Here is a 20134-nt window from a genome sequence, read left to right on the forward strand (position 1 = left end):
AACCACAGGCCTCATAAGCCTGTGGTTCTTCACGTTATTCCGTTGCTTCCTTCTTATCCTTCTCAAAGAAGAGGATGAGGGCCGGAAGCAGCATGCCGCGGACCAGGAAGGTGTCGATCAGGATCCCGATTGATACCATGAATCCGAAGATGAACAAGTCGGCGATCGGCATCGTCATGAGGGCTGCGAACGTTGCCGCAAGGATGACCCCGGCCGACGAGATGACGCCTCCTGTATTGCGTATGGCGATCTCGAGTCCTTTCTTCACCCCGTGCACCCTGCGTTCTTCCATGAAGCGCGAGACAAGGATGATGTTGTAATCGATCCCGAGGGCGACGAGGAAGATGAAGGCATAGACCGGCACCCTCGTGCTGATGGCATCATATCCGAAGAACACGTCGATGAGGAAAAGTCCCGCACCCAGTGCCGATGCGTATGAAATCAGGATCGTCGCCATCATGTAGAACGGCATCTTCCATGAACGGGTCAGGAAGAAAAGAAGGGCAAGAATCAGGACGCTCTCCAGGACAACGATGGTTAAAATATCCCGGTTGTTCACGTCGCGTTCGTCGACGAGCTTCGCCGTCACACCCGCTACATGGGAATCACCTGAGATCGATGCATCCTTCAGGAGGCGATCGCCATTGTCGCGGATTTCTTTCATGAAATCCATCGCTTCCACTGAGTAAGGGTCGGTATTCAACGCGATGCTGTACGATGCAGCGTCACGATCATCCGTCACCCCTGTTAGCCTGACCGATGCCACTTCTTTATAGGAATCCAGTTTTTCCTGAAGGGCCTTAACGGATTCATCAGAGAGCTCTTTTTTGCTCTCCACCAAGAACGTAGCAGGAGCGAGTTCCCCTTTATCAAACTGTTCTTCGACGATTTCATATCCAACGCGGGATGGCAGATCATCCGGGAAGGATTTGACCATATTGAATTCAAATTCAAGATTCAGGACGTTGGCGGCGGTGATGATCATGAACACCGCGACGGCCCCTCCGGCAACAATCGGTTTTTTCACTACGAATTTGGCGACCGGTCCCCAGAACTTGTGCTTCACTTCTTTCTCTTGGCCATATTTCGGTACTTTCGGCCAGAAGGCTTTCCGTCCGAACAGGGTGAACAATGCCGGGACAAGGGTGATGGATGCGAGCATGATCACGAGCATGGCCATACCGAACACCGGCGCGAAGTTCGAGTAATCACGGAAATTCGCGAAGAAGAGGATGAGCATGGCGGCAAGCACGGTACCCCCGGCGAAAAAGACCGGTTCTCCCGTCGCCCTCATGGCCTGCTTCATGGACTCATATTTGCTTTCATGGCGGTTGAGCTCTTCACGATAGCGTGAGAACACGAACAGTGAATAGTCGATAACGGCGGCGAAGAGCAGGATGCTCATGATCGATGTCGTCGAGTTGTTGATCTCAAGACCAGCCGACCCCATAAGGGCAATGGCCTGGTTGGCAACCTGATACACAATGGCGGTCGCGAGAAGCGGGATGATTGCCAGGAGCGGCGAACGGTAAATCGCAATCAGAAGCACGAGGATGATGAGCACGGTCGCAATCAATAGGACGAAGTCGGCGCTTTCGAAGAGCTTCACCGTGTCCCCGGCAATCCCGGCAGGACCTGTAATATAGAAATCTGTACCATCCTGACCTTTCGCCACGTCGTTCCCGATTTCGGAGGCTTTATCGATGATCGTCGAGTATTCGTCATTACCGAGGCCTTTCTCGAGATTCATCGGAACGATCATCGTGGAACCGTCTTCCGACGTGAATCCTTTCAGGGCCGGTGGCGGCAGCTTGCTGATGTCCACGATGGAATCGATGCCTTCGATCTTTTCAGCCCGGATCGCATCCAGGATCTCATTGGCATCCTCTGTGTTCACCTTTCCATCTTCATTGTGAAAGACGAGGATCCCCGGAGTTCCCTGGTCATTTGGGAAGTATTTCTCTACTTTTTGATCTGCGATGATGGACTTGGCGTCATCGGGCAGGGACTGGAAATCCGACACCTTGTAGTCCGAGAGCTTCGGTCCGGCACTCAGGGCGATCATGACCACGAGCCAGGTGATGATCGTGATCCACATCCCCCGCTTGGTCGATACCCAATCGGTGATGGGTGCTAATACTTTCTTCATGTATGACAACTCCTATGAACAGAATGATTAAGCTTACGGGATCATTCTATCAAGGGAATATAAACTGAATATCAATTCCTTGTGTCAAAGGGAAATTTGATGAAACTCCTCCCGTCATGAAGAAAGTGTGCATTAATGAAAAGACCGTTCCATGCCGCTGCGGGCGCCCGCTTTCCACGGGGAGGGAGTCGAGCCTCCTCAGCTGCGCTTCCGGGGTCTCGATCTTCCCTCTTTTCCCGTTGGAGTCGGACGCCCTCCGCTTCATTGCACTCAGTGGTTTTTAATGATGGGTTCAACTCCTAATCTTCCCTGCCACCCACAACCGTTCATTTGGTTGCAGTGCTCCCTTCAGCACACTTTCTTAAAAAAGAATGGTTACTCTGTTCAACGTTTCTGCCTTCCTCCATCAAGAATATGACGGGTGAACCATTCAAGGTTTTGCTCCATGATCAATTTATGAACCTCCGGATGGTCAGAGCTGTAGCCCATTCCTGTGAAGATTTCGAGCTCAACCTCCACCCCTTGATCTTTCAGGCCTTTGTAAAGTTCATGGGCGTTCTCAACCGGCACCCTTGCGTCGGCTTCTCCGTGCTGGATAAGCGTCGGTGTGCGTGCGGATTGTACATACCATATCGGTGAGCACTTGGCATAGATTTCCGGGTCATTCCAAGGGGTATCACCGAGATAGCTGAGGACGTTGGAGGGAAGGTCGGTCGTCGTGTAGTTCGTCACCCAGTTGCTGATCCCCCCGCCGACGGATGCCGCCTTGAACCGGTTGCTGTAGATGGACGAGAACGCGGTGATGAATCCTCCCTGGCTCCACCCCATGATGCCTACTGCATCTCTGTCTGCCATCCCCTGCTCCACCAGGGCGTCGACGCCTGACATTACATCCTCATAATCACCGATCCCCAGATTGCGGGCATTCGCCTTCATGAAGACATCCCCATACCCCGTGCTACCCCTGTAGTTCGGTTCAAGGACGATGAAGCCCTGTGCGATGAACGACTCGACGGGATACTTATTATTGAAGGAAGTCGATTGAAACGGGAAAGATGCCCAGTTTGGACCACCATGGACCAGGACCAGGAGCGGATGCGCCCGATCTCGTTCCATGTCTTCAGGTATGGATAGAACCCCTTCAATCGTTTCGCCATTGGGATTGGACCAAGTGATCACCTTTTTCCGGCTGATGCGCTTATGGCTCAGCAAGGCATTCTCATCGGTCACCTTCTCTCCATCCACATAGAGTTCCACGGTTTCATTCGGATGTGCCTTCAGGCATGCCAGATGATGGCCGTCTGATGATATGGAAGCTCCGAGCGTGTAGCCATCCTCATGGCTGTAGGATTCCAGGTTTCCATCCGGTTGGATGAGCCCGATCCTCCCGTTCGTCCGGTCCTGCCATTTCACAAGGATTCCTTGTTCTGTCCAGCGGATCGGCATCCAAGTGGAATCGGCTTCGGATAGGGGCTGCATCCTTTCCCCCGTCGTCAGGTCATGAATCTCGAGAGTGCTGTCTGGGATATGGGTTCGGTAGTAATCCTTTTCCTCGCGACTCACCGTATAGCAGATGTGTGTCCCTTCCGGCGACATGCTCACCTGTCCACCAAGGCGCCTGCTTTCTTCAATCTTTTGCACAACTCCAGTGAACTTGTTCAACAAGTACATCTCCGCCTTGTGAGCGTCATCGGCATCCGGTCCCGGACTCGCCAGGAAAATGATCCTTCCTCCATCGAGGGAAAGATCAAAATCCAAAACATGGACTCCTTCTTCTAATAGAGGAAGGAGTGAATCCCTCTCTTCAAGATCAAGATAATGGAGCCGGTGATGCCCGGTATGAGTGGGTGCGGTGAAGTAGAATCCCTTGCCTGTCGGATCCCATTTGTAAGAAGCGACCCCTCCTTCTACATCCGTCAGTTGGACTCGCTTCCCTTCTTTCATAGACTGTATGAAGAGTTGATTTCCGTTGGGCTGTTTACGCATGAAGGCAAGCTGATCCGAACAGGGCGACCATGATGGACGGAAACCAGGTCGGACCTCGGCCGTCTTTTCACCTTTTTCATGTACTTCGATATAGGTGATGTATGCGTCTCGTTCCCAATCTGCTGTCCGCTTGACGAAAGCCGATCGTTGGCCGCATTCGCTGATCGTGACATCGGATAGTGTCGGTAGGGAAAGAAGGTCTTTTATGCTTATGTAGTCTGATTTTGTATCGTTCAATGGAATCCCGCCGCTCTGTTTTAGTGGTGCCTGCCGGATGGCAGGGTTTGGTGTTAGTTTAACATAAAATTCCATGTTGGATGTTTAGAAATTCACGTCTGGGATAGGGTCTGTATTCCTTATGGGACGTTCCATTCCGCTGCGGGCGCCCGCTTTCCACGGGGAGGGCGTCGAGCCTCCTCAGCTGCGCTTCCGGGGTCTCGATCTTCGCTCTTTTCCCGTTGGAGTCGGGCGCCCTCCGCTTCATTGCACTTTTTGGTCATGGTGGTTTCTGATGGCTCACGACAGGATAGGTGTCCGTCTGTGCCACCACTACTTCTTATTCAACAGGAACGAGCATTTCACACCGATGCTGCCTGATCAGTTCATCGGTGTACCGTTCGACGATGGGCTGGTTTCTTATGGATAAACCGCTCTTTTCAATATCTGATGGCATGTACTTCCACCATTCCGTTATGGCTTCTTCGGTGTGAGCCAGTGTGAATACGGCGTATTTGCCCCCTGTAAATACCCCCTCCATTGCACCTCCGGTCACCTCGATTTCTGCGGCGATCACCACGGCTGTGTCGTAGCGGCAGGCTTCCGGTGGTGTGAAATCCGGGTGGTCCCGTGGGATTCCGAGTATCACGGAATCATTCATGAGGTCATTCTTCCTTGCCCACGATTTCACCTTTTCCATGAGTTCTTTATTTGATTCTCCTCCATACGGGCCTATGTTCCTGAAATAGGCGATTCTCAGCTCTGGAATCTCTTCTATCATCATGTCGATCTCCTCCTCCATTTGAAGGTAATATGGTATAAAATGTTTTTCAAGGGGATTTTTAAAAGTCTCCATATATGATACGGTGAGAACAGTACGTTGATTGGAGGCATTTCCTTGTTAAAGATCCTGCGTTTTCTGTTTGCCATCATTACCATCTCATTCGCTCTTTACGGAATGCTGTCGGATGATTTCAGTTATGCACCCCTTATGCTTCTATTCATGGGCGGTGCGATGCTTGTCATGGGGATTGAAGAGTACAAGAATAATAAAAAGGTGTCAGCCAGTTGTCTGGTCGGGGTATGCTTATTATTATTTTACACCTCGTTTCGGGCCATGCTGGGCATATAAGGCACAAAAAAATGCACCGTCAGATGACGGTGCATTTCTTCATAACCCAAACTGCTCTTTCATTATAAGCCGCCCTCGCTGGAAGGAAATGATCACCATCTTCTCTTCCTCTTCCCATCTGTAGACTGAATCATTTTCCCCGTTGTCTTCCTCCCCTTCCGGTACGCCCGGTTGACCCATTACCTCCACGACTTCAGGGTAGGTCATGCCTTTTTCAAGATTGTTGTACAGGTCGAGGGTGAACCCCTGCTCTTCTTCTTCCACCTTGCCAGTCGAGCTGGACCATTCGACGCGGCATCCGGAGAGGATGATCAGGGCCGCCAGGAAAAACGCGATCGTTCTGAACCGGTTCATGGATTACCTCCCTTTTTCTACCTTTACGAAGAGACTCATCGATAAGTTTCAATTAAAATAAAAAGATGGACATCATGTCCACCCTACACATTATTTTTCATTCTGTTCCTTAGGAATAAAGGTAATCCAGTCTGGAATAGTGATATCTTTTAACCTTTCGTAATCATTTCGGTCCTCGACATAGGTAGTCGTAAGGCGATTGGCTGGATCTTCCCAATCATCCCAGCGATCAGGATGAAGATGGGACCCCATCAAGCACCTTGAGAATATCGTTTTTCCATATGCCCTCCATGGACGTCCGAGGTATACGTTTCCCGTCCCTTCTTCAGCAGTGATGTAGCACTCTTCGAATAGCAGGCCACGGACCTGACCTTCAGGTGTAGAAGCAGCGGAGATGAAGCTCTCATCCTGATTGGGACGTTTAAGGGACTTAATTTCACATTGTCGGAATACGGCCTCGCCGCCCCCAAAGATAAAATCGACCGTTCCTTCAATCATGCAGTGGGTAAACTCGCTCCTCTTACTCTCAAAGTGATTCTTCAGCTCCGGTGTAGAAAAGGGAAGACCCGTTTTTTGCAAATCCGGGAGTGGACCTAGACAAATAGTATCCTGATACCCTTTGAAACGACAGTTGTTGAAGGAAACGCGATCTCCTTCCGAGTACATCGCCACCGCTTGCCCTACCTTCTCACCAGGTCCTGCATCATTCGTAATCGTGAGGTTACTCATCACCACATTTTCAGCATTGATGAACACTGTGGCAGTTTGGAAGGTCCCTATTTCGACCCCATTTTGATCCAACTCTCTAGCATAGCGACCGCTGACAATGTTTACATCGCCTATTCCACAGAGAGTTAGATTGGATTGATAGATGAATAGATTCTCCCGATATTCCCCACTTAGGATGTTGATTTGTACATGCCCTTCTTCTCCCGTGCAGAGATTTAAAGCTTCCTGGATTGTAGAAACGTTGCCGTCCCTCCCCTTACCTACTACAATTTTCCTCTTAGCCACTTCTACCTTCATGTCCATTCCATCTCCCTTTTTGTGCTCTTGCTATCCCTCTTCTCTTTATAGCATTGAAAACCCTTTCTTTCAGACGGATTTTTTACTGATTATGCGTTAAACGGATAGTATCATCCAGTTATTACTAACCGTTTTCGAGCATTGATCGAAGTCACAGGTGCCGCAGGAGGAATCGGGTTGGCTGCTGCTCTGGAAGTCGCCGATTATGGAATCCGCGTCAACGCTGTGGCACCCTCAGGCGTGGATACAGCCATGATGCGCTCCATTGAAACGAATGCAGCGAAAGGCCACGAAGAAGAAGCACGTAAAGGATTCGAAGCAAGCGTTCCGATGAACCGCTATGCAACAGCTGAGGAAATTGCCGATCTTATGCTCTTCCTCTCCTCCGACCGCGCCTCCTTCATCACAGGTTCTTACTACCGCATTGACGGTGGGCAGGGTGCGACATCTGTATAAGAAAAATTCAGGAAGGCCCTTGTTTGTACAAGGGACCCTCTGCTTGGTGGAGCCTATACACCCTTTCACCGTCGACAGCAATCTGCTGGCGGTTGATCGCTTCACGAGATGATACACAACAAAAAAAACCGACAGCAGGATGATGATCTAGCTGTCGGTTTCTTCTATTCTTCTTATTCCAATTCCTGATCAGTGATCTCAACGTCCCACTCATCTGCAAGCTTCTTCAGATCTTTATCGAACTTGACCGCTTTCTCTTCGATTTTCATCTGGGTCTCATCCGCTTTCGTCATCAGTTCCTCGTCCTCTGTCTCAAAGGCTTCTTGTTGAACGTCGAGGTTTTCCCTGCTCATTTTCACGACTTCACGCAGCTGCTTTGCTTTCGCCTCTACCTCATCTGTCTTGAACTCCCACGAATCGATTTCCTTCAGCATCTTATCATATTGCGGCTTGGCATCTTGGATTCCGGCAATGAGTGCTTCGATATCATAACTGGTCACTGCCTCTAAAATCGGCTCATTCGCTTTTTCTTCCATTTCAATGATCTTATTCAGTTGTTCATTATTGAACTCGACCAGTTCATCCGCCTTGCCGCTCCCAAATACACCAAGGCTGCACCCTGATAAAAGAAAAAGTAGTGCTGACGCTAACATAAGTTTCTTCATTCTAATTCCCCTTTGTAAAGTTCTGTTTTATGGTTGTGTATACGTGTACCCATACTTCGCCGCGAGTTCATTCAGATTGTCATGGAACGCTGCCGCCGACTTCTCGAATTCATCCCCTTTGGCATTCATTTCTGCTTCCTTCCCAGGGTCATTAAAGGTTTCCCTGTAGAGGACGAGGGATTCTTTATACAGGTTCACTCCCTCTAGTGCTCCTTCTTTCGCTTTCTGTAGTTCTTCCGAGTCCACCTTGATGGCTTCGACCCTCTCGATCACTTCATCATAATCGATGATGGCCTGATCCAGGACCTCGATCAGTTCTTGTTCCGGCTGTTCGCTTGCTTGCAGGATGGAGTTCTGGATGTCCATTTCAAGTTCACCGACTTCTGCCATATCCACATCCACAAAGTGCTCGAACTGTTCCTCAGGAGTACCTGGAGAAGTCGCACCATCGCTATCCTCTTTGAGGGCATCCCCCAATGAACCGTCCATTTCTTCTTTCAGTCTCTCAAGCTCTTTCTTCGATTCTTCCAATTTCGCTTCTGCTTCTGCGGTTTTATCCTCTGCCTCCGAATCAGCTGTAAGGACCTTTGCCGCCTTCTGTAACCCGCATCCGCTCAATAGCAGTGCAAGTAGCATGATGATCAGTATCTTTTTCATTTCCTGTTGCACACCCATTCCCTGCCAATTTCTAAACCTTTCACATAATACCATTTCTCTGGGTTTTCCATAATGATTCCATCGATTCATTTTGTTTCGGCCGTCCAGTCGGGACTGCTCTATCTTGTGTCTTTTTTCCCAGAAACGTTAAAGAAGGGATAGCATGGGTCAGGAAGGGGGAGCCATCTCATAGTCAATTCCGTATTCCTTACTGATGTCATCCACCAGCGTGCGGTATCGCTCGACTGACTCTCCGTATTCAAGCGTCTTTTCTTCCACCTTTGTGCTCAAGGATGGGTCATCGATGGTCTTCCTGATGAGATCGAGTGTATCCCTGTACAGCTTGAACCCGTTGACGAGCTCCTCCTTCACGGGCTTCAGTTCATCTGATTCTGCCGGAAGGCTTTCTGCCTGTTCGACCAGGGATCCGTATTCCGAGATGCCCTCATCCAGAGCCTTCCTGGCGGCTTCCTTGTCCCCGTTCATCTCATAGAGATCGACCCCGTCCTGTACCTTCTGGCGGATCACCATTTCCTGTTGACCGATGGCAGGGACGCTCACGGCGATGAACTGCATGAACTGCGCTTTATCTTCCGTCTCCTCCCCCCCTTCGCCCTTAGTCGTGCCGTCCTTTCTCTCAGTAGAGGCAGCTGGATCTTTCCTGACTTCCTCTTGCTCTTTCGGCGCAGGCTCTTTATCCGACGCACCGGCATCCGGTTCCTTTGGCTGAGACTTCGCCTTCTCATCCTCCATGCCCCCGCATCCACTCAATAGGAGGAGGAACAGGACGGGCAACAGGAATTTCTTCATTGCGTGATTGATCATACTCCACACCTCGACAGGTTCTTCCATCATATTGGCAATTGTTCACTTTGATTTACCCATATTTTGAGAGGATAACCCTATTTTTGTAACTTTTTGCCGATGACTTTTGGTCTGGATTCCTGGTAATAAAATAAGACTGGCGGTCGTGTCGACATGTGGGAACCTGAAAGCTTGGGATCGTCAGGATCGCCAACCGCACTGCTTTTCAATTAAACATCATTGTTCAAACGAATACCCATACTCATCGGCAAGATCCTCAAGATGAGACTGGTAGGTTCCTTTTGCCCGTTGATATTCAAGGTTCTTTGCCATCATCTCCTCGTCTTTTGATGGGTCATCGATCAATTCCCTGTTGAGAATGAGATACTCCTGATAGATGCTGAATCCCTCAAGCGCCTCTTGCTTCAGCTTGACCAGCTCATCCGATTCCACTTCGATGGCCTCCATCTTCATCGAGAGCTGCTCATATCCTGCGATGGCCCTTTCCAACGCATCCTTCATCGCCTGATCCTTATCCTCGGCAGGTTCCCTTTGGGCTTGGGACAGACTGACTTGTATGTTATATTCCATGACTGAAATGTCACTCATATCCTCTTCTATGAATCGGGTGAATTCGTCTGCCGGGGTCATGCTTCCGTTCTTGGAAGATTCATCCTTGGCTGCCTGATTGCCTTCCGTCTTCTGATCCTGGTCGTTCCCTTTATCTTCCGTTGATTCTTCATCGGTTGCAACCGCTTCTGCATCCTCCGCCTCTGTGTTTGACGAATTGATCTTTTCCAACTTCATCAGGCTGCATCCACTCAGTAAAAAGGGAAGCAGCACGAAAACTAGTAATCTCTTCATTCCAGTGACCACCCATCCTGTTTCGTCTTTTGGATCTTTAAGGGGAGTTAGCCCTTTCCTCTTGGACTTTCTCCTACTTATCTCTTTATTCAGGCTGTCCGACCTGATAGTTGATGCCATACTTCTCGCTGAGCTCTGTGACCATGCTATGGTACTTTTTCACGGATGCATCATATTCCGCGCCCATGATGTTCGCTCCGGTCCACTCGGAAGGATCATCGATGGCATCCCTGATCATCCTGAGGTATTCCTGGAAGAGCATCACGCCATGGATCAATTCTTCCTTGAGCGGTTCCTGTTCATCCATGTAGGTCCGGACATTTTTTGCATCCTCAAGGATGGATTCGTATTCCTTCATGGCCCAATCCACCGTCTCATACGCTGCCTCTTTGTCCCCATCCATTTCGAAAGCGGACAGTGCCTCATACAATCTTTCCTCTACAGCCGCTTCCCGCTGGCCGATCGGAAACACTTCCTGTTCAATGAAAAGCAGCAGTTCGCCTTCCCCTTTGACCGGTTCATCTCCCCGTTCGATCTCATCCAGCTTCTTATTCGCTTCTTCCACAAGTGCATTGGCTTTATCTAAATTCGATGGCTCATCAGACTTTTCTTGGGCTGTCTCCTCCCCGCCCGTTTCCTCTGACGGGGAACTGGACGGAAACACCTTTCCAAGTTTCGTCAGCGAGCATCCGCTCAGCATGATTGCAACGAACACGATCATCAGTATCCTTTTCATTCCATCCATCACCTTTCCTTTTCCACATATGTGTCCGATCACAGCACTCATGTTTTTCCATAATGATTCCAATTGCTCATTTTGATTTACCCATTTTCCACGCAGCGAATCCTTTTTATTACATTTAAAGAAAAAAATCATGAGGACGATCCCTCATGACACTTCTGTATTTCTTACTAAACGTTTTGATATAATACTCACAAGGGTATATCACTTATATCTCTACGAAAGGGGTGCGATCCATGAAGTTCACCATTCATGAAGACTCCGTCACAACCGGTACCACCTTCGGGGATCTTTCCGTATCGACCAATGAAGAGGAAGGATATCGCCCGTTTCAATTATTCATCTCTTCCCTGGCAGGATGCAGCGGGACATTGCTTCGCACCATCTTAACGAAAAAGCGGATGGATGTTGCCCATATGGAAATTCTGGCGGACTACGTGAGAAATCCGGAAGAAGCGAACCGGATCGAAGAGATCCATTTCACTGCATGCGTTCAAACTGACCATAGCCTGACGGAAAAGCAGGCAGAGCGTATTTCACAGCTCGTTTTGACTAACTGCAGCATGATTCAATCGGTCATTTCTTCTATGGAGATTACGTTCAAGATCCACCTCATTGATGAGAAACATCCTTCACAAGAAAAATAGCCCGAACGAAAAAAAAGATTGCCTGAAGGGACGGCAATCTTTTTTCATGATTATTTTTCACACGAGAAAAGCAACACGACGGGGATCCTCAAACGTCGCTCATATTCCTCATCGCTCGAGAAATGCTCCCGCTGTGGATGACCTTCCCGAAGGGTATCCACGCGGAATCCCGCTTCGGTCAGCGCCGTGAAATACTGCTCAGTCGTGCGGTGATATTTCACCACGGTCTGATCGATCCAAGGTTCCTTCCGTTCACCTGTACGGAAATAATCATCCACGATCCAGCTTCCGCGACGTTCTCCGTTCTCCTTGCTGGCGAAAGAGGACGTGGTGAGGGGATGCTGAAGGCTGAAAATGAAGCGCCCGCCGGGTGTCAGCGTCAAGTGGATGCTCCTGAAGATGCTCTCGATGTCTTCTATGTAGTGAAGCACAAAACGGGAAGTGACCAGGTCGAAGCTTGCTTCAGGGAATGCATAGGTCTCCAGGGTTTCATGAAGGATTGTCGCCTGGGGGTGACCGGCAAGGGATGCCCTTGCCGCCTCCACCATCTGGCTCGATCCGTCCACCCCGGTATAGGAGCCAGCTCCCCCTTCAAGGAGTGCCGTCCCGAACGCCCCGTCACCGGAGCCGAGGTCCAGGATCCGGGCATCCTCATAATCCCCCATCAGCTCCACCATCACCGGTCCTTCGATGGCATTATTCGGACTGTCGCGCCTGCCCCTTCGCTTCGTGTACTGATCAAAAAACGCTTCATTATCATAAACGGTCGAACCTCTGTATTCGGTCATATGTCCTCTCCTTTTTTGAAATGGTGAGTGGCGCATGGGGACGGTCCCCGTACGCCACCCGTGCGCTAGACTGTGAAACGGCTGACGAGCTTTTGGAGGTCGTCGGCCATGGTGGCGAGTGATGCAGTGGTGGCTGAGATCTCCTCCATGGTGGCGAGCTGTTCTTCGGTGGCGGCGGAGACGTTTTGGGTGCCTTCGGTGGTGAGTTTGGCGTGGTCATCGATCCCTGATATACCGCCTACGAGCTGTTCGGTGCTGGCGGACATCTGGCCGGATGAAGCCGATACTTCCTGGATTTGTGCGAGCACTTCCTGTGCAGAGGTAGTGATGGTGGTGAAGGCTTCCCCGGCTGCCGAGACCACCTGTTTTCCTGTCGTGACGTTGAATGTTGCCTCCTCCATAAGATTCGTCATGGAGGTGGTTTCTTCCTGTATGGTCGTGATGAGTTGTTCAATTTCCTTTGCCGAACGGGCCGACTGCTCCGCAAGCTTGCCCACTTCCGATGCGACGACGGCAAATCCGCGTCCATGTTCACCGGCCCGGGCAGCTTCAATGGCGGCGTTCAAGGAGAGGAGGTTCGTCTGGGAGGCGATGCCCGTGATGATGGTCGTGATTTCACCGATCTTGGAGGAGCGCTCCTCGAGTTTGGCCGTGTTCGTTGACAGGTGCGTCATGCTCTCCTCGATCTTTTTCATCTGGGCGACGACGCTTGAGATGGCTTCATTCCCGTCTTTTGCCTGGCGTGATGCTTCAGAGGAAGTGGCAGCTGCCTGCTGTGAGCTTGCGGCGATCTGCTGGGCACCGGCGGACATTTCCCCGATGCTTTCGGACATCGCTCCGATGATCCGTACCTGATGTGTGGTCCCCTGGGCGAGGTCCTGGATATTCCGGACGATGTGTTCTGTCGCTTCTGTCGTATGATCCGTACTGGCAAGCATCTCCTCAGATGAAGCGGCAAGCAGCTCCGAGCTTTCTTTGATGTGGGCAATCACCGACTTGATGCCGGCGACCATGTGATTGAATGAGGTCCCGAGAGACCCGATTTCATCCTTCGAGCGGTAGGTGCTTTCCACGGTCAGATCTCCATCGGCCGCCCGTCTCATCAGCCCCCTCATCTCTTTGATCGGACCGACGATCATGCGGACGATGGCGATGCCGAGAAGCAGGCAGAGTAAAGCAGACAATGCGACTGCCGTCGTCTGGATGACCGTTGCTTGTTTGAAATAGGATTCGTTGGCCTTTTGAAGGTTGGCAGCCTCTTTTTCATTGTGGGAGGTCAATTCATCGATGATCAGGCCGATTTCCGTCCGGTACGGTTGGACCCGGTCAATGAGGATCCGGTACGCCTGTGCATTGCTATCCGAGCGGGATGCCAGATCCGTTGCAGCCTTCAGTTCTTCTTTATACGATGTAACAAGTTCTTCATACGCACGGATCTTTCCCATCGTGTATTCGGTGCGGTTTTGACGATAGGACGAAATGATCGCCTCATTATCACTCAGCGTCTTCTCGATTTCCTTTTCTAAAAAGGCTACTCGTTCCGGACCCTCAGATACCATCAACTCCATGGCCATGGCATCTACCGTGCGGTTATGGATCTCAACCTCCATCATCTGCTGAATCGATTTCAGTCGCTTATCATACATTTCAGCCGTATTGGCCGCCATCCCTTTCATATAGATATACCCCGTTGCCCCCACCACACAAATGAATACCAGCGCACACACAATCAACACCGCAATCTTCCTGCTCACCCTCACATTCTTCAGCATCCTGCCACGCTCCCATTCTCTGGAATAAAAATCCAACTATAGTTGTAAAAAAGTCTGTTATTTTTGTATCGGGTGAGATGCCGGTTTGTGAATACGTTTACAAAAATTTAGTGAAAGGCCAGGTTGAATAAGGTTTATATAGACATTTATGGATATTGAAAAGAACATGAGGAAGATGCAAACACAGATGCATTTTGACATATGGAAATACTAATAGCCTTCGAATTTTCTGGGGATTATGTCAGGCATTGCCGGAATTGTCCTGATCATTAATATGATGGAAGCCGGGTGAACACGTTTGTCATTAGCGTGCTTGGATCACAACTTTTCACTCATATAGTAGTTGCTCATGTTAAATGAAATAGTCGCACATTTGTTTTATCGTTTAGAGTCCGCAATTCGGTAAAGGTCGGTACCCTCCAAAAGGGAAACCGGCTTTTTTGATGAATTTGGAAATAAGGCATTGACTATTCAGTTGAACTGTATTATCTTTTTAGTAAGTTGAACTATATAGTCGAACTGAATAAAGGATGAGACGATGAAGCATAAATTATTACCCCTGTCAGAAACGATGCACTATATCCTGCTCGCACTGCGCGAGCCCCTGCATGGCTATGCTGTCATGCAGAAGATCGAAGAAATGAGTGATGGCGCGGTCGTGCTCGCAGCGGGTACCCTGTACGGCGCCGTTGAAAATCTGAATAAGCACGGCTGGATCGAACCGGTCGGGGAAGAAGGCCGGAGGAAGGTCTATCAGATCACGTATGACGGAAATGCCGTTTTAAATGTAGAAAAAGAACGATTGCAGCATATTTTATCCTTATATGAAGGAAGTGGATCGGTTGAAAAAGCTTAGGATCTTTTTTGATATCGAAAAAGAAGAAAAGTGGCTGAATGAGCAGCTGGCGAAAGGATTCCGCTGCACCAAAATCAGTTCGCTGGGTGTCTATACGTTCGAGGAAACGGACAAAAAACATGTGATGCGATTGGATTACCGTGACCGGATGAAAAAGGAAAAACACCTCGAGTATACGGACATGTATGAAGATTTCGGCTGGAGCAGCATCGATGGTTCTAAGTTAGTCGGAATCCGGTATTGGCAGAAAGAAGCGGACGGTCACGATGAGCTTTTCTCCGACCGCGAGTCCCTGGCTAAATACTATCAGCGGTTGATGGGCTACTCCTTTTGGTTAGGGATCACCATGTTTTGCATCGTGGCCATGTATTTTTTCAATCAGGACTACAGCCTTTACCACGACGGTCTATGGCGCATGGAAGGCTCACTATTTTGGAAAGCGTTCATTTTTGAAACACCGTTCGCCCTGTTGAAAGCATTGCCTGGGATCATGGTGATTTTGTTCATCGGCAGTTATTACAGAGCGTATAAAAAGTATGAGTTGTTCAAGGAAGCTTGATGCGCGGTGAGTCCCCGCATCTTTTTTCTTTCCTTACCCATGTGACAACAATGTCACACCATCCCCCATTTTGTTCGCCGAATGAAACGATTCCCGCCTGACTCCTCCCTATAATGGGAAATACCAACAACGAATCAGGAGGAATCATCGTGAACATGTACTCTCTTATCGGAAAGAATCTCAAGAAGAATCTCAAAAACTACTATCTTTATATTTTTGCCCTGACCTTCGGGGTGTCGCTGTTCTTTGCCTTTGTCACCCTGCAGTATGATCCGTCCATGGATGCGACGAACGGGTCGATCAAGGGAGGGGCCGCCATCCAGGTGGCGTCCTTCATGCTGATCGCCATCATCGGCGTCTTCCTTATCTATGCGAATGCGATCTTCATCAAACAACGCAGCAAGGAAATTGGGTTACTACAGTTGATCGGGATGTCGAAGAAGCGGATCGTGTTCCTATTGAGCGCGGAGAACTTCCTGCTGTATGCCGTGGCCACCGTGCTCGGAATCGGCGTGGGATTTGCCTTTTCGAAGCTTATTACGTCGATCCTCTTCAAGGCAGTCGGGATCACGGCTGTCGCAAAGCTTCATTTCTCCATGGCCGCCATGGAGCGGACCCTCATCGTCTTCTCTGTGATCTTCCTGTTGATCCTGCTCATCAATGCCGCCTTCATCAAGAAACAGAGCATTTTGAGCCTGTTCAAAGTCAAATCTGCTTCTGAAATGAATGTGAAGAAGCAATCCGTGTGGGAGATCCTGATGGGTATCCTCGGCCTTGGCCTGGTATCGTCGGGGTACTTTGTATCAACGAAGCTGTTCGGCGGGGATTTCACGTCGACGATCGAACTGATGGGTGCCATGATGTTCATCCTCGGTTCGGTCATCATCGGGACGTATTTCTTCTATAAAGGGTCTGTGAGCTTTGTGTTCAACGTGATCCGCAAGCAGCGAAAAGGGTATCTGAACGTGCGGGAAGTCCTGTCCTTGTCCTCCATCATGTTCCGCATGAAGACGAATTCCATGCTCCTGACGATCATCACGACCGTCTCGGCACTGGCCATCGGACTCCTGTCCCTCACATACATTTCGTACTATTCAACCGAGGCGTCTGCCGAGAAGCAGCTCCCGGATGATTTCACCTTCCTCCAGGAGGACGGGTTGAATCAATTCGAGAAAGCCCTTGGTGACCATCGCATCGATTACAGCGAAAACCGCATCGACGTGCTTCAGGTGGCGGTCGATCTGGAAGGCATCGTGTCCGGTAAAGTGGACGGGATCGCCATGGATCTAAGCAAAGCGCAAATGGCCGTCATCTCTGCAGATGATGCCGGGTTGAACCTTAACGAGGATGAAGCGATCCTGACGGGGTACAGTGATATGCTGAAGAACTTCATGCCGATGAAGGAGAAAGGGGAAATCGTCCTCCAGAACAAAGATACGAAGCAGCCGCTTGATCTGATCAAAACGAAGGATGATCACTATATTTCCTGGAAATTCACAGGTGGCGGATTCCCGGTGGTGATCGTGAACGATACCGTCTTTCAAACGATGAAGGAACATCTGGATCCCGGGCTTCAGGGTACATCCAATGCCAATCTGGGCGTCAACATCAAGGATGACCGTCAACTGGAGAAAGCGAACGATCTGTACGTGAGCCTGTTCGGAAAAGAAGAAAACCTGTCTGATTCCCGTCCGATCTACATCGAGTACCAAAAAGCCAATATGGGGATCTCCGTGTTCATCGTCGGATTCCTCGGACTCACCTTCCTCATCACATCAGGCTGCATCCTTTACTTCAAACAGATGGATGAAAGCGAAGAGGAACGTCCGAACTACACGATCCTCCGCAAGCTCGGCTATTCACGACATGACCTGCAGAAAGGCATCCGCTTCAAGCAGCTGTTCAACTTCGGGATCCCGCTCGCCGTCGGCCTCCTGCACAGCTACTTCGCCGTCAAATCCGGCTGGTTCTGGTTCGGCAGCGAACTCTGGACGCCACTCCTGATCGTCATGGGACTCTACACCGTCCTCTACTCGGCATTCGGCGTCCTCTCCACCCTCTACTCCCGCCGCATCATCCGGGAATCCCTTTGATGACGAATGAATGGGGACGGTTTTTGAAGCAACGGGTGACGCGTAGGGACGGTTCTTATACGAAAAATTAATCAAAGCGATGATAATGGACGATTCCCTTCTTTACGGGAATCGTCCTTTTTTGCCCAGTTGACATTCCCATATTCTGGTGGTAAACTACATTTATCTCGAATTCGAGATAAATGAATATAAGATAAAAAGGAGGACGAACACATGATCAGCAGCTTGCAGCGAATCAATGAACTGGCCCGTAAAGCACGTAAGGAAGGGTTGACTCCAGGGGAAGTCGAAGAAAGAGCGGCATTGAGGGCAGATTACCTGCAGGAAATCCGCGGTCAGGTCTCCTCCACCATGAGCAGTTTGACCATCGTGAATGAAGACGGCGAGGACGTCACCCCTACAGCCCTTGTCATCGAAAAAGCCATTCAGTATCGGAATTCACTTCCGTTTTAATCATAGAAGAAAGAAGGAATCGACATGGAAATCGGATTGTATTCAATCGGGGAACATTTGAGGAATCCCATGAACGGGGATTATATTTCTGCACAGCAACGGATCCGGGAATTAATTGAAACGGCTGCCTACGCAGATGAAGCCGGGCTGGACGTTTTTGCCGTCGGGGAAAGCCATCAGCGCCTGTTCACGACCCAGGCCCATACGGTCATCCTCGGTGCGATCGCCCAAGCCACGAAAAACATCAAGATCGCAAGCTCCGCAACGGTTCTCAGTACATCCGATCCGGTTCGCGTGTACGAGGACTTCGCCACCATCGACCTGATCTCGAACGGCCGCGCGGAGATTGTTGCCGGCCGGGGATCGCGTGCGGGTGCGTATGAGCTCTTCGGGTATGATGTAGAGGATTATGAAGACTTATTCGAAGAGAAAATCGAGCTCCTCATGCAGCTCAACCGAGAGGAGAACGTAACGTGGGAAGGCAGATTCCGGGCGCCGCTCCGCAAGGCCACGATCCTTCCTCAGCCGCTCCGTGGCTCCATGCCGATCTGGCGGGCTGTCGGGGGACCGCCGGAGAGTGCCATCAAGGCGGGAAAAGCGGGCATTCCGATGATGCTAACGACACTCGGAGGGCCTTCCACGGGCTTCCTTCCAGCGGTAGAAGGCTTCCGGGACGCCGCCACAGAGGCTGGTCACGATCCTGCTTCCCTTCCGCTTGCCACGACAAGCTTCCTTTATACAGCCAAGGACAGCCAAACGGCACTGAGGGAATTCTATCCCCACCTCAACAGCGCCATGATCCAGCTGAAGGGCGGCGGATACCCGCAGGATCAGTTCGCCGCAGCCACTGACCACCGGGATGCCCTGATGATCGGCTCCCCTCAGCAGATCATCGAGAAGATCCTCTATCAGCACGAACTCTACGGCCATCAGCGCTTCCTCGGGGAAATCGATCTTGGGGGAATACCGCTTGACCAGATCAAGAAGAATATCGAGCTCATCGCTACCGACATCATGCCGTCGGTTAAGAAATATACGGCGGGATGATATGGTAAAGAGGGACGGTCCCGCGCACCGATTCTGCTACATCGGAACCGACCCATGTTTCACCGCCTGCGTAATTGTTCCAGCTTCCATAAAGCCATTGTTTTGGTGCGGAGCGTTTCTTCAAGTACCACAGTGGGTTCAGGGAAGGAAAATGGCGGCAAGCACAGATTAAGGGGTCTCCAGTGTCCCAGGGGGATGTCTTTGTTTAGTGGAACTGAAGGGAAGTGAGTGAGTAATACATAGGTACTCCCACTATTGAGGAAGTTGTCGATGGATTGTTCCACTTGGTGAAATGGGAAGTGAACTAGGGCGTCCCGACAAATAATCAAGTCCACTTTTGGCAATGGATCCTTCATGATATCCCCTTCTATGAATTGAATATTTCGCGAAGCATGTTCCGTTTGATTCTTTTTGATGATGTCAGAAACGATATCTACTCCAACATAATGATAGTTGGATAAATCGACATGCTTCATCCAATTAAAATCACCGCAGGGAGCATCCAGTATGGATTGAATGTTCAGTGAATCAAACAGCAAGGGTAGTTCATTTAAAAGCCCCTGGGCTTCGCGCATAGAGGATCCGGTCCCCGATACCGACTCTTCACTTCCCCATATGTTTTCCTTATAGATTTTGGTGAAAATATCTTTCATCATACTAGTCTCCTTCATCTGCATCTGATTTTTCATTTTATGTATTCGCCTAAAAAAAGTGCTGATTTCAATTGAACCATGCATACATACAGAGTGGTCAGGGCTTGGTTGAAGAGAAAGAAAAAAGCACCCGGTGCGAAGCGGCACTGAATGCTTTCATCATTTTATTCTATGCTGGTGTACATCGAACCCCTTCAGGACCCTTCAATTACGAG

The 20134-nt window shown here is 49.9% G+C and carries 22 protein-coding genes; 9 read left to right on the plus strand and 13 right to left on the minus strand.

Annotation, left to right across the window (positions count from 1 at the left end; translation table 11 throughout):
* Positions 1 to 34: 34 nt before the first annotated feature.
* Positions 35 to 2149: an MMPL family transporter gene (locus ACNA6I_RS12635; RefSeq protein ID WP_416313425.1), complete on the minus strand. Its 2115-nt coding sequence runs from the start codon at positions 2147 to 2149 to the stop codon at positions 35 to 37.
* Positions 2150 to 2265: 116 nt separating this feature from the next.
* Here ACNA6I_RS12635 and ACNA6I_RS12640 point away from each other — a divergent pair, with 116 nt between their 5' ends.
* Positions 2266 to 2433 carry a hypothetical protein gene (locus ACNA6I_RS12640; RefSeq protein ID WP_251527859.1) on the plus strand — a complete coding sequence of 56 codons (168 nt, stop codon included), beginning with the start codon at positions 2266 to 2268 and terminating at the stop codon, positions 2431 to 2433.
* Between the two features lie 100 nt (positions 2434 to 2533).
* Here the strand turns inward: ACNA6I_RS12640 and ACNA6I_RS12645 are convergent, their stop codons facing one another.
* Both ACNA6I_RS12645 and ACNA6I_RS12650 read right to left on the minus strand, forming a co-directional pair.
* Complete coding sequence (locus ACNA6I_RS12645) at positions 2534 to 4447, minus strand: S9 family peptidase (RefSeq protein WP_416313426.1); 1914 nt, start codon at positions 4445 to 4447, stop codon at positions 2534 to 2536.
* 244 nt (positions 4448 to 4691) lie between these two features.
* Complete coding sequence (locus ACNA6I_RS12650; protein ID WP_416313762.1) at positions 4692 to 5141, minus strand: AraC family transcriptional regulator; 450 nt, start codon at positions 5139 to 5141, stop codon at positions 4692 to 4694.
* Between the two features lie 108 nt (positions 5142 to 5249).
* Between ACNA6I_RS12650 and ACNA6I_RS12655 the strand changes: the two genes are divergently transcribed.
* Positions 5250 to 5483 (plus strand): DUF3953 domain-containing protein, encoded by a 234-nt coding sequence (locus tag ACNA6I_RS12655; protein ID WP_416313427.1) that lies wholly within the window; start codon positions 5250 to 5252, stop codon positions 5481 to 5483.
* A gap of 39 nt (positions 5484 to 5522) precedes the next feature.
* Here ACNA6I_RS12655 and ACNA6I_RS12660 read toward each other — a convergent pair whose 3' ends face one another.
* Positions 5523 to 5837: a hypothetical protein gene (locus ACNA6I_RS12660; protein ID WP_048005281.1), complete on the minus strand. Its 315-nt coding sequence runs from the start codon at positions 5835 to 5837 to the stop codon at positions 5523 to 5525.
* A 90-nt stretch (positions 5838 to 5927) separates the two neighbouring features.
* Positions 5928 to 6869: a pectinesterase family protein gene (locus ACNA6I_RS12665; protein WP_148796573.1), complete on the minus strand. Its 942-nt coding sequence runs from the start codon at positions 6867 to 6869 to the stop codon at positions 5928 to 5930.
* Between the two features lie 135 nt (positions 6870 to 7004).
* On the opposite strand from ACNA6I_RS12665, the gene ACNA6I_RS12670 reads away from it, so the two are divergent.
* Entirely contained in the window at positions 7005 to 7319 is a 315-nt protein-coding gene (locus tag ACNA6I_RS12670) for an SDR family NAD(P)-dependent oxidoreductase (protein WP_416313428.1), read from the plus strand.
* Positions 7320 to 7492: 173 nt separating this feature from the next.
* Here the strand turns inward: ACNA6I_RS12670 and ACNA6I_RS12675 are convergent, their stop codons facing one another.
* The 5 genes from ACNA6I_RS12675 to ACNA6I_RS12695 all read right to left on the minus strand — a co-directional run bounded on the left by ACNA6I_RS12675 (position 7493) and on the right by ACNA6I_RS12695 (position 11045).
* On the minus strand, positions 7493 to 7984 hold the full coding sequence (locus ACNA6I_RS12675) for a hypothetical protein (protein ID WP_416313429.1): 492 nt from the start codon (positions 7982 to 7984) through the stop codon (positions 7493 to 7495).
* A gap of 27 nt (positions 7985 to 8011) precedes the next feature.
* A complete protein-coding gene (locus tag ACNA6I_RS12680; protein WP_148796575.1) occupies positions 8012 to 8641 on the minus strand; it encodes a hypothetical protein in 630 nt (209 codons plus the stop codon).
* Positions 8642 to 8809: 168 nt separating this feature from the next.
* Complete coding sequence (locus ACNA6I_RS12685) at positions 8810 to 9496, minus strand: hypothetical protein (protein WP_159129385.1); 687 nt, start codon at positions 9494 to 9496, stop codon at positions 8810 to 8812.
* Positions 9497 to 9682: 186 nt separating this feature from the next.
* Positions 9683 to 10309 (minus strand): hypothetical protein, encoded by a 627-nt coding sequence (locus tag ACNA6I_RS12690; RefSeq protein WP_156183327.1) that lies wholly within the window; start codon positions 10307 to 10309, stop codon positions 9683 to 9685.
* Between the two features lie 85 nt (positions 10310 to 10394).
* Complete coding sequence (locus ACNA6I_RS12695; RefSeq protein ID WP_148796581.1) at positions 10395 to 11045, minus strand: hypothetical protein; 651 nt, start codon at positions 11043 to 11045, stop codon at positions 10395 to 10397.
* A 242-nt stretch (positions 11046 to 11287) separates the two neighbouring features.
* On the opposite strand from ACNA6I_RS12695, the gene ACNA6I_RS12700 reads away from it, so the two are divergent.
* Positions 11288 to 11698, plus strand: a complete 411-nt coding sequence (locus ACNA6I_RS12700) for an OsmC family protein (protein WP_048005300.1) — start codon at positions 11288 to 11290, stop codon at positions 11696 to 11698.
* Between the two features lie 50 nt (positions 11699 to 11748).
* Here the strand turns inward: ACNA6I_RS12700 and ACNA6I_RS12705 are convergent, their stop codons facing one another.
* Positions 11749 to 12486 carry a class I SAM-dependent methyltransferase gene (locus ACNA6I_RS12705; protein WP_048005301.1) on the minus strand — a complete coding sequence of 246 codons (738 nt, stop codon included), beginning with the start codon at positions 12484 to 12486 and terminating at the stop codon, positions 11749 to 11751.
* 65 nt (positions 12487 to 12551) lie between these two features.
* Entirely contained in the window at positions 12552 to 14258 is a 1707-nt protein-coding gene (locus ACNA6I_RS12710; RefSeq protein ID WP_416313430.1) for a methyl-accepting chemotaxis protein, read from the minus strand.
* 538 nt (positions 14259 to 14796) lie between these two features.
* On the opposite strand from ACNA6I_RS12710, the gene ACNA6I_RS12715 reads away from it, so the two are divergent.
* The 5 genes from ACNA6I_RS12715 (at position 14797) to ACNA6I_RS12735 (ending at position 19266) form a co-directional block, all read left to right on the plus strand.
* Positions 14797 to 15114, plus strand: coding sequence for a PadR family transcriptional regulator (locus ACNA6I_RS12715; RefSeq protein WP_048005303.1), 318 nt, complete (start codon positions 14797 to 14799; stop codon positions 15112 to 15114).
* Entirely contained in the window at positions 15101 to 15673 is a 573-nt protein-coding gene (locus tag ACNA6I_RS12720; protein ID WP_048005304.1) for a DUF2812 domain-containing protein, read from the plus strand. The genes ACNA6I_RS12715 and ACNA6I_RS12720 overlap by 14 nt, the downstream gene beginning before the upstream one ends.
* A 149-nt stretch (positions 15674 to 15822) precedes the next feature.
* On the plus strand, positions 15823 to 17766 hold the full coding sequence (locus ACNA6I_RS12725; protein ID WP_048005305.1) for an ABC transporter permease: 1944 nt from the start codon (positions 15823 to 15825) through the stop codon (positions 17764 to 17766).
* Between the two features lie 213 nt (positions 17767 to 17979).
* A complete protein-coding gene (locus tag ACNA6I_RS12730) occupies positions 17980 to 18219 on the plus strand; it encodes a DUF896 domain-containing protein (protein ID WP_048005306.1) in 240 nt (79 codons plus the stop codon).
* A gap of 24 nt (positions 18220 to 18243) precedes the next feature.
* Complete coding sequence (locus ACNA6I_RS12735; RefSeq protein WP_063190827.1) at positions 18244 to 19266, plus strand: LLM class flavin-dependent oxidoreductase; 1023 nt, start codon at positions 18244 to 18246, stop codon at positions 19264 to 19266.
* 59 nt (positions 19267 to 19325) lie between these two features.
* Here ACNA6I_RS12735 and ACNA6I_RS12740 read toward each other — a convergent pair whose 3' ends face one another.
* Complete coding sequence (locus ACNA6I_RS12740) at positions 19326 to 19922, minus strand: class I SAM-dependent methyltransferase (protein ID WP_249931565.1); 597 nt, start codon at positions 19920 to 19922, stop codon at positions 19326 to 19328.
* Between the last annotated feature and the right edge of the window lie 212 nt (positions 19923 to 20134).

The sequence above is a fragment of the Rossellomorea sp. FS2 genome, assembly GCF_047915635.1.
Taxonomy (GTDB): Bacteria; Bacillota; Bacilli; order Bacillales; family Bacillaceae_B; genus Rossellomorea; species Rossellomorea marisflavi_A.

Coding starts and splice junctions, on each gene's coding strand:
- ACNA6I_RS12635 (WP_416313425.1), bottom strand. CDS start 2,149: ATGAAGAAAGTATTAGCACCCATCACCGATTGGGTATCGACCAAGCGG.
- ACNA6I_RS12640 (WP_251527859.1), top strand. CDS start 2,266: ATGAAGAAAGTGTGCATTAATGAAAAGACCGTTCCATGCCGCTGCGGG.
- ACNA6I_RS12645 (WP_416313426.1), bottom strand. CDS start 4,447: ATGGAATTTTATGTTAAACTAACACCAAACCCTGCCATCCGGCAGGCA.
- ACNA6I_RS12660 (WP_048005281.1), bottom strand. CDS start 5,837: ATGAACCGGTTCAGAACGATCGCGTTTTTCCTGGCGGCCCTGATCATC.
- ACNA6I_RS12665 (WP_148796573.1), bottom strand. CDS start 6,869: ATGGACATGAAGGTAGAAGTGGCTAAGAGGAAAATTGTAGTAGGTAAG.
- ACNA6I_RS12675 (WP_416313429.1), bottom strand. CDS start 7,984: ATGAAGAAACTTATGTTAGCGTCAGCACTACTTTTTCTTTTATCAGGG.
- ACNA6I_RS12680 (WP_148796575.1), bottom strand. CDS start 8,641: ATGAAAAAGATACTGATCATCATGCTACTTGCACTGCTATTGAGCGGA.
- ACNA6I_RS12685 (WP_159129385.1), bottom strand. CDS start 9,496: ATGATGGAAGAACCTGTCGAGGTGTGGAGTATGATCAATCACGCAATG.
- ACNA6I_RS12690 (WP_156183327.1), bottom strand. CDS start 10,309: ATGAAGAGATTACTAGTTTTCGTGCTGCTTCCCTTTTTACTGAGTGGA.
- ACNA6I_RS12695 (WP_148796581.1), bottom strand. CDS start 11,045: ATGAAAAGGATACTGATGATCGTGTTCGTTGCAATCATGCTGAGCGGA.
- ACNA6I_RS12700 (WP_048005300.1), top strand. CDS start 11,288: ATGAAGTTCACCATTCATGAAGACTCCGTCACAACCGGTACCACCTTC.
- ACNA6I_RS12705 (WP_048005301.1), bottom strand. CDS start 12,486: ATGACCGAATACAGAGGTTCGACCGTTTATGATAATGAAGCGTTTTTT.
- ACNA6I_RS12710 (WP_416313430.1), bottom strand. CDS start 14,258: ATGCTGAAGAATGTGAGGGTGAGCAGGAAGATTGCGGTGTTGATTGTG.
- ACNA6I_RS12715 (WP_048005303.1), top strand. CDS start 14,797: ATGAAGCATAAATTATTACCCCTGTCAGAAACGATGCACTATATCCTG.
- ACNA6I_RS12730 (WP_048005306.1), top strand. CDS start 17,980: ATGATCAGCAGCTTGCAGCGAATCAATGAACTGGCCCGTAAAGCACGT.
- ACNA6I_RS12735 (WP_063190827.1), top strand. CDS start 18,244: ATGGAAATCGGATTGTATTCAATCGGGGAACATTTGAGGAATCCCATG.
- ACNA6I_RS12740 (WP_249931565.1), bottom strand. CDS start 19,922: ATGATGAAAGATATTTTCACCAAAATCTATAAGGAAAACATATGGGGA.